Origin of the sequence: Kribbella sp. (genome assembly GCF_035655035.1) — a bacterium.
Classification (GTDB): domain Bacteria; phylum Actinomycetota; class Actinomycetes; order Propionibacteriales; family Kribbellaceae; genus Kribbella.
Map to the genome: position 1 here is coordinate 1 of NZ_DASRVN010000232.1, position 9,640 is coordinate 9,640.

Sequence of the window (9,640 nt, forward strand, 5' to 3'; positions counted from 1 at the left end):
GGCGGGGGCCGGTGGGGTGCCTAGTTTGCGGGCGGGTGGGTTGCAGGAGCTGCCGTCGGAGCCGTTGCCGTTGCGGCTGGTGTCGATGACGTAGTGCGAGCCGCCGCCGAGGGCCGCCAGGATTTCGGTGCCGCGGGTGACCGACTGGTCGGTGGTGAAGTAGTTGGCGGTGTTCAGCGCGAACCCGCGGATCTTCCCGACGTCCGCGAGTCGCAGCCGCCGGGCGATCTCCTTCGCGTCGCCCGACGCCACGTTCCCGGCGTCCAGGTACGTCCAGGTGTTCGGGTTCTTCGCCGAGAGCACGCCTACGGCGTACTTCAGCAGTGCGATCCGCGCGTTCCACTCCGAGGTCGGGTAGCAGTCGAGCCGCGCGAGCGCGTCCGGCTCCAGCACCACCACCGCCGGCCGCGCCCCGATCCCGTCCGACACCGCCGAGATCCAGGTCCGGTACGCCGCGTTCGACGCGGCCCCGCCGCCGATCCCGCACTGCAGTCCCGGGAGGTTGTCCGTCACGAGCACCGGCAGCTTGTCCGCCTTCGCGGCAGCAGTGGTGTACGCCGTGACGCCCGCGTTCACGTCCCCGCTCCAGGTGCCGATCCAGCGCGCCGACGCGCGATCGGCGATCTGCGATGCCAGGGCGGTGTCCTCGGGATGCCGTCGTACGTAGGCAGCCGCGTCGGACGACGGATCGACGTACAACCCGTTGGTCAGCTTCAGCGGGTCGCCGGTCGCCTCGGCCAGCCCGGATTCGGGCCGGCCGAAGACGAGCAGCGCGGCGGTCAGCACCAGGCCGGCGGCCACGGGACGGAGACGGTGTCTTGGAGCTCCAGCACGCCGAGGCAGTCCGTCGAGCACCTGCTCGCGACGGCGCAGAGCTCCAAGACATCCTCTGAGAGTGGGCATCGTGAACAATCCTCCAGATCACTCAACGTGCCGACCACACTACTATCAGCTGTTCTCGTCGACCTCGCAGAACGAGGCGTAGTGGTCGCTCGTGTAGTAGACGTGGGCGGGCGTGGTCTTCGCGCCGCCGCCGATCAGCCGGCGGGCGCCGCGGTCGGGGGAGCCGGGCGTGATCACGGTGTACTCGTGGTAGTAGCCGGACGACTCGGACGGGAGGATGCCCTCCCGGTTCGAGAAGACGGTGCCGTCCTGCTTGTACGGGAACGGCCCGCCGGAGTGGATCAGGCCGAGGGTGTCGGCGGCCTGCGACGGGAGCGAGCTGAGCGCGCAGGTGTCGATCGCCGCCGCGCGATGCGGCGCGACGTACGAGATGGGGGCGGTTGGGGCGGCGTACGCCGTGGACCCGAGGGCGGCGGTGGTCGCCAGGGTCACGGCAGCGATGAGGGTTCTCATGCTCGGTTCATTCCCCGCCCGAACTACGCCGCGACATCCCAGCTGTGAATAACAGCTGGACTATGACCCCGGCGAGACCCTAAAGTCTGGCGCGGCGAGAACGACCCGTAGCGGAAGGAGCGACCGATGAACACACTGACTTGTTTCCCGGCGCGTCCTGACCGCTCGCACAGCTCGCACTGAGCGGACCGCGCCTCCTGCTGGAGGATTCGTGAACATCCGCACCACCGTCGAGGCCGACCTCGGCACCATCCTCGCTCTGATCGAGCAGAAGTCCGTCAATACCGTCACCGTCGAGCGGTACAGCGAATACGTTGCCGCCGGCTACTACCAGCACGACTGGACCTGGGTCGCCGAGGAGAACGGCGTGATCCGGGCGATGGCGATCTGGTGGGGCGCCCCGGGCGAGCCGTACCCGTTCAGCATCGACGGCCTGTACGCCGTCGGCGACGACGACCCGGTCCCGGTGTGGACCGAGTTGCTGAAGCACGCCATCGCGTCCCGCCCGGACGGCCAGGAGCCACCGGAGTACCACTTCTTCCTGGACAGCGACTGGGAGAACCAGCCGGACGTCGTCGCGGCGCTCGAGCCGCGGATGCGGGCCGCGGCGGCGGTCGGGATGACCGGCGTCACCGACCGGCTGCGGTACGAGTGGAAGCCGGAGTACGGTCTGCCGCCGCGCTCCACCCGGCTGCGGTTCGAGCCGGCCGACGACGAGGCGTTCGTCGACGTGTTCATGCGGGTCAGCGAGGCCAGCCTGGACGCCGCGACGGCGCGGGAGATCGCGCGGCTCGGGGTCGAGGGTGCGGCGCGGGCAGAGCTCGCGATCTACACGTCGATGCCGGGCGACCGGGGACAGTGGCGGATCGCGTACGACGGCGATCAGCTGGTCGGGTTCGCGATGCCGTCGGCGAACGCGGCGGGGCCGGTCGTCGGGTACCTCGGCGTCGTACCGGAACACCGCGGGCGCGGGCTGAGCGACGACCTGCTGGCCGAGATCACGCACCTGCTCGCGGAGACGGGCGCGGAGCAGATCCGGGCCGACACCGATTTCGGGAACGTGCCGATGGCGCGGAGTTTCGAGCGGCTCGGGTACCGGAAGTTCGCCGTACGGCGGGTGCTGTCCTGCCTGGAGAACTAGCGCGCGTGAGGTAGAGACGCGGCGCGGGTGAATCCCTAAGCTCCCTGACATGTCAGGGAGCTTAGGGAGGGTGCGATGCGTGACATCGCGCTGATCCTGCATGTTCTCGCCGGTGCTGTCGCCGTGCCGTTCGGTCCGGTGGCGATCGCGCTGACGTTGCGCCGCCGCGGGCTGAACTGGGCGAGCGAGATCTACCACTGGGCGATCGCGCTGGTCTGCCTGACCGCGCTGGTGATGGTGCCGTACGACTGGGGACGGCTCTGGTACTTCTGGCCGATCACGGTGGCGTCGTACCTGTTCGTGTACTTCGGGCAACGCGCGGCCGAGGCGCCGGGCGGGCTGTGGTACCGCGGGGTGTTGCGTGGGTACGGCGGCGGGTGGGTCGCACTGTGGACCGCGATCGCCATCGTCGGCCTCCCCGAGTCCCCGTGGGCGTGGGTCATCCCGGTCGTCGCCGGCCTCGCGCTGATCGAATGGATCTGCGTACACCCATCCCCGAGCTGGACCCGCCGGCCTCGCACGGACGGCTGAACCCCTCACCGGGTAGTTGGGGTGAGGGGTTCAGGCCTGCCGGCACGCGACTGGCTCGGACCGGCGGTTGAACCGCTCACCCGGCGGGCGCGGAGGGATGGTTGATCCCCTCACCAGTAGGTGGACGAGGGTCAGGCTTGGCCTGCGAGTTCTTCGGGGGTGGCTTTGCGGACTACCAGGCGGGTCCAGGCGCCTACGTAGATGCGGTCGTCCGGGTTCAGCTCGTGGCGTTGGCCGGGGACGATCGGGGTTTCGGGGAGGGGGCCGGCGGCGGAGGCGACGTACGTGCCGTTGGAGGACTGGAGGTCCTCCACCCACCAACGCTGGCCGTCGGTGGTCAGTTGGGCCTGGCGGCGGCTGACGCCGGTGTCGTCGCCGCAGTCGACCTCTGGAGAGATCCCGCGGCTGCGGGACGGGCGGCCGATCAGCAGGCTCTTCTCCACCAGCGGGATGATCGCCGGGAGGCCGGGGGACGGGCAGGGGTCGTCGCTTTGCTGTACGGCGTACCAGTCCGGGTCTACCCAGCGCTCCACTACCCACTCGGCTGTTGCGGCCGGCGCCGGGGTGGTTACCGGGCCTGGCGCCGGGGGGAGGTCGAGGGCCGTGGCTGGGCGGGGCATCGTGCCGGTGGTGAAGTCGTAGCCACAACTCTCACAGAACAAGGCATCCGCGGAAGCCGGCTCAGAACAGTTAGGACACAACTGCCCACCCGGCCCGGCAGAGCCGGCTGGAGCACCGTAGGCGCCGGACGGTCCGCCGGGTGCGGCGGAGTTGGCAGCACCCCCTGTGCCGTACCCGGAGCCGCCGGGTGCACCGGAGGTACCTGGGCTGGAGGTGCCGGGGCTGGAGCTGGCCGGCCCGGGTTGGGCGGGGGCGCCTGGGGCGCCGTACCCGCTGGAGTTGGCTGGGCCGGGGCTGGCGGGGGCAGTTGGGTCGGGTTGGGCTGGTGTGTTGTATCCGCCCGGGGTGGTGGGGCCGGGGCCGGTCGGGCCGCCTGGTCCCGCGGGTCCGCCTGGGCCGGCGGGTGTCCCGGGGCCGCTTGTGCCCGCGGGGCCGCCGGAGCTGCCGCCGGCCGGGCTGCTCCCCGGACCGCCGGCTGGGCTGTTGGTCGGGCTGCCGGTCTGGCCGGCGCTGGCTGGGGTGGGGAGGGGGAGGCCGCAGACGTCGCAGTAGTCGGTGGAGGTGGTGGGGTGTCCGGAGGGACAGGTCACGGTCATTTGCGTACCCGGGTCGTCTTGGTGGAGGCCGTGTCGAGGGCCATCTCGTCGGCTTTCTCGATGGTGCGCTTGAGCCGCACCGTACCCGTTTCCTGGTCGTCGATGTCGACAACCTTCCGCAACCGGGTGGTCGCCTCCTCGTTACCTGTCTGCGCCGCGAGCTGCACCGCACGCCCCAGCTTCGTGGTCGCGGTCGCCGTGTCCCCGGCCGCCTTCGCGGACAGGCCGTCCTGGATCGCCTGCGCCAGTTCGGTCTGGCCGGTGTAGTGCGCGACCTCCGGACTGATCCGCGTGGTGAGCGCGTCGTCGGCGGACCAGAGCGCCTTCACCAGCCCCTGCGCGACCGTCTGGTCACCGAGTACGAGCTGGACCCGCGCCGCGAGCTGCTCCTGTCCCACCGCCTTCGCGGCCAGCCGGATCGCCACGTGGTAGTCGCGCGACTCGTCACCCCACGACCCGGTGGGGTACGACCCGGTCAACGGGTTCACCACCGTACGCCGTGACGTCAGGTCCTCGACCGTCGGCGCGACCTGCCGGACGAACAGCACCTCCGCACCCTGCGGGGCCCACACCCGCAGGTCGGCCTGCGCGACGCCGCGGCCCATCGCGTTCTGGATGATCTTCGCGAACTCGGCGGCCAGCTGGTCCGGCGCCGGGATGATGTCGACGGTACCGAGCAGCGCCTGCGCGATCCGCCGTACCTCGTCCACCTGCCACGCCACGCCGACGCCGCGGGTGTCGCACTGGAACTGGCCGGTCACGGACTCGATCGCCTGGGTGAGGGCCTCCGGCGTCTCGTGCTGGTTCTCGCCGTCGGTGAGCAGGATCGCGTGCTTCTGCGACAGCGACGGTACGGTCGCGAACACCCGCGACGCCAGCCGCAGCCAGGTGCCCATCGCGGTACCACCGTCGGCGTAGAACCGGGACACCGCGTCCTTGGCGGCCTGCCGGGTGTACGGGTCCATCCTGACCATCACCGGCTCCGCGGACGGCGGGAACGCCAGCTGGGCGCGGTCGTTGCCGGAGATCACCGCGAACCAGACCCCGTCGAGGATCTGGTCGAGCGCGGTCTGCGCGGCGTACGCGGCGGCCTGGACCCCGTCGCGGCCCATCGAGCCGGAGGTGTCGACGATGATGATCTCGCCCGCGTCGCCGCTGCCGGTCTGCCCGGCGGCGCCGGCTCCGGCGCAGGTCACGGTGACGATGGCGTGTACGTCGGTCCCGCCGTCCGGCAGGAACTCGTTCTGGTAGACGGTGGCGGTGAAGTCGGCCATCTCGGGTTCCTCCTCAGACTCGCGCGAGCGCGACGGTGATGTTGTCCTGGCCGCCCTGGGCGTTGGCCCAGTCGACCAGTGCGGACGCGGTGGCCTTCGGCTCGCCGCCGGATACCGCAGCTGTCTGACGTACGAGGTCGGCCAGCGGTGCCGCCTCGGAGCAGTAGTTCCACAGGCCGTCCGAGCAGACCAGCAGCCAGCCGGCGCCGTGGACCTCCAGGGTCGTGGTGCGCGGCGTGTGGTCCGGTGCGTCCTTGCCGAGCCAGCGGGTGATCGCGTGCGCGTGCGGCCCGGACTCGGCTTCCTCACGCGGTACGCCGCTGGCGATCAGCTCGGCCGCCCACGAGTCGTCGGTGGTCAGCGCGACCGGCTCGGCGTCGTCCGGGAACCAGTACGCCCGGCTGTCGCCGACGTTGCCCGCGACCACCAGCCCGTCCTCGACGACCGCGGCCACGAACGTGCAGGAGGCAGGGTTCGGGCTGTCCGGACTGGTGCTGTCGAGTACGGCGTCACTCGCCGCGTCGGCGGCCGCCTTGAGCCGGGCCCCGATCGCCGCGGCCCGCGACGTCTCGGTGCCGATCCCGTGCGCGTGGTCGGCGACGAGTACCTCGAGCGCCGCCCGGGCCGCGGCCAGCGAGGCGACGTCGGAGTCGAGCGAGGAGCTGACGCCGTCACAGACCACCAGCAGCGCGCGGCTGCCCGGGTCGGCGTCCGCGCCGAGCGCCATCGCGTCCTCGTTGCGGCTGTGCCGGATGCCGCGGTCGCAGACGCCGGCCACCCACGGAGCGGGCTGCTCCACGAAGTGGTCGCGCGGCTTGGCGGCCTTCGTACCGCAGGTCTCGCAGTACCCGTCGGCGCCGACCGTGCCGCCGCAGGACGCGCACGGCCCGACCGGTCCGCCCTCCAGGCTGCCTACGGCCTTGATCTCCTGCGTGGGCTCTGTGTCGGTGTCCAGCGCAGGTGTGGCCGGTGTGGCGGCGGCCGGCTTGAGCTCGGCGCCGCAGGCCTCGCAGAACAGGTCGGTCTCGGCCACCGGTCCGCCGCAGCTGGGGCAGGCCGTGTCGGTCGTACTCGTCATCGCAGCGTCCATCCTCGAACCTCGTTGGCCTGGTCCACCAGGGCGATCCGTTCCGTCCGGGACTGTGCCTGACCCGCCAGCAGCCGGTAGGTGGCCTCGAGCCCGTCCCGTAGGGACGCCTCGGTGGCTGCCCGCCCGTCGATCCGCAGAGCTTCCTGCGGACCGGTCTGCTGGACCTCGGTCAGTGCGGTCCGGAACACGTTCGCGGCCAGGTTGGCCCGGTCCGCCGGGTCGATGGTCAGCGTCGCGATGCTGTTCATCGCCTCGGCGAGCGCGGGAAGGCCACGCCCCGATCCTGCCAGGAGTCCGGCTCGCTGGCGACGTGCACGGACGTACTCGCCGCTGGTTCGCGGTACCAGGTCGAGGGCGTTGAGCGCTCCGTCGAGGTCGTTGCGCTGGGTCCGGATGTTGGCCAGGCCGAACGCGGACGGTGCGATGTAGTTGGCGTCAGTGCGTGCACAGGACAGGTAGAGGCCCTCGGCAACGTTGAACTCGCCACTGTGCTCACAGGCGATCGCCAGCGCGAGTTTTGGCGCCAGCTCTCCCGGCACCTGGCCGTAGACGGCGTTGAACGCGGACTGCGCGCTCTTGAAGTCACCACGGGCTAGTGCGACCAGTCCGGACATCCAGACGGCACGCCACTCCCACGGGTCCTCGGTGAGCAGGTCGTTCACTGCGGTGTCGACCATGTCGTACCGCTCCGGCCCGACCTCCAGTGCGGCCTGTGCGACCTCCAGGAGCGTCTGGGCCGACTGCTCGGGCGCATCGACCAGCAGCTCCAGCCGCTTGGCAGGGTCCGGCACACTGACGGTCTTGAGCCACCCGGCCATCTTGTCGCCCTCGTCCGGCGCCAGCGACGGCAGCTGCTGCCAAGGCGCGGCTGCTTCGCCCAGACCGGCGGCCTTGTCGCCCGGTGACCCGAAAAGCAGCGACGACGCCGAGTGCTGCGCCGCCTTGACACCCTGCTTCTCCGCAACGACCTCACGCAGTACGCCGAGCAGCTGCACGCGGAACTCGTCCGCGGACTGGAAACGGTCCGCCGGGGACGGTGCGCACGCCTTGGCCAGCAGGCGGTACACCGAGTCGTACTCCTGGAACAGCGGTACCTCGTCGACCGGCGGCAGCGACGCGACGTACCGGCTCTGGTACCCGCGGAACTCCATCGCGAGCACGCACAGCGTCCGGCCGAGGGTGTAGATGTCGGACGCGATCGACGGCCCGACCTCGGCCACTTCCGGAGCCTGGAAACCGACCGTTCCGTAGATCGCCGAGTCCAGGTCGTCGATCCGCCGGACCCCGCCGAGGTCGATCAGCTTGACCGCGTCGCCGACCTGGATGATGTTGTCCGGCTTGAAGTCGCAGTACACCAGGCCGAGGTCGTGCAGGTACGAGAAGGCCGGCAGGATCTCCAGCATGTACGCGATCGCCTGGTCGATCGGCAGCGCGTTGTACTGCCCGTGGTTGTCTTCCATCCGCTGCTTGAGCAGGGACTTCAGCGACGTACCGCCGACGTACTCCATCACGATGTAGCCGGCGCCGTCGTGCGTGACGAAGTTGTAGATCTCGACGATCAGCGGGTGCTCGACCCGGGCCAGGAACTGCTGCTCGGCGATCGCCGCGGCGACTGCGTCCGGGTCCTCGGAGTTCAGCAGGCCCTTCAGCACCACCCAGCGGTTCGAGACGTTCTGGTCCTGGGCCAGGTAGATCCAGCCGAAACCACCGTGCGCCAGGCAGCCGCGGACCAGGTACTGGCCGCCGACCAGGTCACCGTCCTGCAGCTTCGGCGCGAACGAGAACCGGCTGCGGCACTTCGGGCAGAAACCCTCGGTGCGGCCCGGCTGACCGTTGCGGGACCGGCCGACCGGGTTGCCGCAGCTCGGACAGTTCCGCCGGTCCTCGGGGACCATCGGGTTCGCCAGGATCGCCTTGCTCGCGTCGATCGCCGGGATCGACGGGACGTTCGTCAGCCCGGCGCCGAGGCGGGCGCCGCGCAACCGGGTGGACGACGTACCGAGTTTGCGGGTCAGCTTCGAACCGGCCTGCGCGGCTCGGGCCGACCCGAGCGGCGTGGACGCCAGCCGGTTGGACGCCCGCGAGACGGTCGACACCGAGCTGATCGGGTCCGGGTCCGCGGGCGGGGGTACGACGGTACCGCCGCCGGGCGCGGGCGATCCGCAGACGTCGCAGTACCCGTCGGAGTAGGTACCGGTGCAGCCCGGCTGGATGCAAGCGCCGGCCGCCGCGGTGCTCGCGGCTGCCGGGGTGCTCGCGGCGGCGGGGGAGCCGCAGACGTCGCAGTACCCGTCCACGATCGTGCCGGTACAGCCCGGCTGGGTGCAGGTCGTCATTTCGTTCCTTCCAGGTAGGCCTGGTAGGCCGCTACCAGCGCACCGAGCCGCGCCAGGTCCACCGGCTCGGCGTCGATCACGGCGCGGCCGCGCCGGTACAGCTCGGCGAGATCTTCGTTGCCTGCGGCAACACTTGCCGCCTTCACCTGATAGGCGTCGAGCAGTTGGCTGAGCTCGTCCCGGCGCCCGAGCGCGGCGCCGTACGCCGCCTGCGCCTGCGCGAGGGCCCGCCGTACCGCGTCCAGCCGGGTCAGGTACTGCGCGAGCTCGGCCGGCGTGTTCGGCACCGGCCCGAGCGCGGTCACATCCGGTACGGCGAGCCGCGGGGCCGGGGCGACCGTACTGACGGCCTTGTCCGCGAGCGCGCGGACCGCCGTACCCCGGGCCTCGAGCTCACCGCGCAACGTGCGGGCACGGGCCACGTCAGCGGCCCGCTCCTTGCGGGTGGCGGCGCCGACGATCAGGTCGCGCTCGGCCTTCGCGGTGTCGAGTTCCAGCGGGCCGATCATGCCGCCGATGTCCGCGCCCCGTTTGTTGCGGTCGGCAAGGTCCAGCAGCCGGCGGTCCAGGTCGTGGTGCTTGGCGAGGGCGTCGTTGCGTACGTTCGCCGGCTCCAGCTTGACCAGGTCGCTGATGCGTTCCACCTGGGCGCGCAGCTCTCGCAGGCGTGCGGCCAGGTCGGCGTCGGCCGGGTC

At 71.2% G+C, this 9,640-nt stretch carries 8 protein-coding genes and 1 pseudogene; 2 read left to right on the plus strand and 7 right to left on the minus strand.

Going from position 1 to position 9,640, the window contains the following annotated elements:
• On the minus strand, positions 1–801 hold an 801-nt coding region (locus tag VFF46_RS13300), incomplete at its 3' end, for a glycoside hydrolase family 6 protein (protein ID WP_325037408.1).
• Between the two features lie 147 nt (positions 802–948).
• On the minus strand, positions 949–1,356 hold the full coding sequence (locus VFF46_RS13305) for a ribonuclease domain-containing protein (RefSeq protein ID WP_325037409.1): 408 nt from the start codon (positions 1,354–1,356) through the stop codon (positions 949–951).
• A gap of 211 nt (positions 1,357–1,567) precedes the next feature.
• Between VFF46_RS13305 and VFF46_RS13310 the strand changes: the two genes are divergently transcribed.
• Positions 1,568–2,497, plus strand: coding sequence for a GNAT family N-acetyltransferase (locus VFF46_RS13310; RefSeq protein WP_325037410.1), 930 nt, complete (start codon positions 1,568–1,570; stop codon positions 2,495–2,497).
• 75 nt (positions 2,498–2,572) lie between these two features.
• Positions 2,573–3,028, plus strand: a complete 456-nt coding sequence (locus VFF46_RS13315; protein WP_325037411.1) for a hypothetical protein — start codon at positions 2,573–2,575, stop codon at positions 3,026–3,028.
• 131 nt (positions 3,029–3,159) lie between these two features.
• Here VFF46_RS13315 and VFF46_RS13320 read toward each other — a convergent pair whose 3' ends face one another.
• The 5 genes and pseudogenes from VFF46_RS13320 to VFF46_RS13340 form a co-directional block, all read right to left on the minus strand.
• Complete coding sequence (locus tag VFF46_RS13320; protein WP_325037412.1) at positions 3,160–3,561, minus strand: FHA domain-containing protein; 402 nt, start codon at positions 3,559–3,561, stop codon at positions 3,160–3,162.
• A gap of 680 nt (positions 3,562–4,241) precedes the next feature.
• Positions 4,242–5,519: a vWA domain-containing protein gene (locus tag VFF46_RS13325; RefSeq protein WP_325037413.1), complete on the minus strand. Its 1,278-nt coding sequence runs from the start codon at positions 5,517–5,519 to the stop codon at positions 4,242–4,244.
• 13 nt (positions 5,520–5,532) lie between these two features.
• Positions 5,533–6,609 (minus strand): PP2C family serine/threonine-protein phosphatase, encoded by a 1,077-nt coding sequence (locus VFF46_RS13330; protein WP_325037414.1) that lies wholly within the window; start codon positions 6,607–6,609, stop codon positions 5,533–5,535.
• On the minus strand, positions 6,594–8,945 hold the full coding sequence (locus tag VFF46_RS13335; RefSeq protein WP_325037415.1) for a serine/threonine-protein kinase: 2,352 nt from the start codon (positions 8,943–8,945) through the stop codon (positions 6,594–6,596). Before VFF46_RS13335 ends, VFF46_RS13330 begins: the two co-directional genes overlap by 16 nt.
• A pseudogene (locus tag VFF46_RS13340) lies at positions 8,942–9,640 on the minus strand (hypothetical protein); the annotation flags it as partial. The gene VFF46_RS13335 and the pseudogene VFF46_RS13340, both read right to left, overlap by 4 nt.

What these genes read in the sequence shown, in the direction of transcription:
- VFF46_RS13305 (WP_325037409.1), bottom strand. Translation starts at nt 1,356, where the DNA reads ATGAGAACCCTCATCGCTGCCGTGACCCTGGCGACCACCGCCGCCCTC.
- VFF46_RS13315 (WP_325037411.1), top strand. Translation starts at nt 2,573, where the DNA reads ATGCGTGACATCGCGCTGATCCTGCATGTTCTCGCCGGTGCTGTCGCC.
- VFF46_RS13325 (WP_325037413.1), bottom strand. Translation starts at nt 5,519, where the DNA reads ATGGCCGACTTCACCGCCACCGTCTACCAGAACGAGTTCCTGCCGGAC.
- VFF46_RS13330 (WP_325037414.1), bottom strand. Translation starts at nt 6,609, where the DNA reads ATGGACGCTGCGATGACGAGTACGACCGACACGGCCTGCCCCAGCTGC.
- VFF46_RS13335 (WP_325037415.1), bottom strand. Translation starts at nt 8,945, where the DNA reads ATGACGACCTGCACCCAGCCGGGCTGTACCGGCACGATCGTGGACGGG.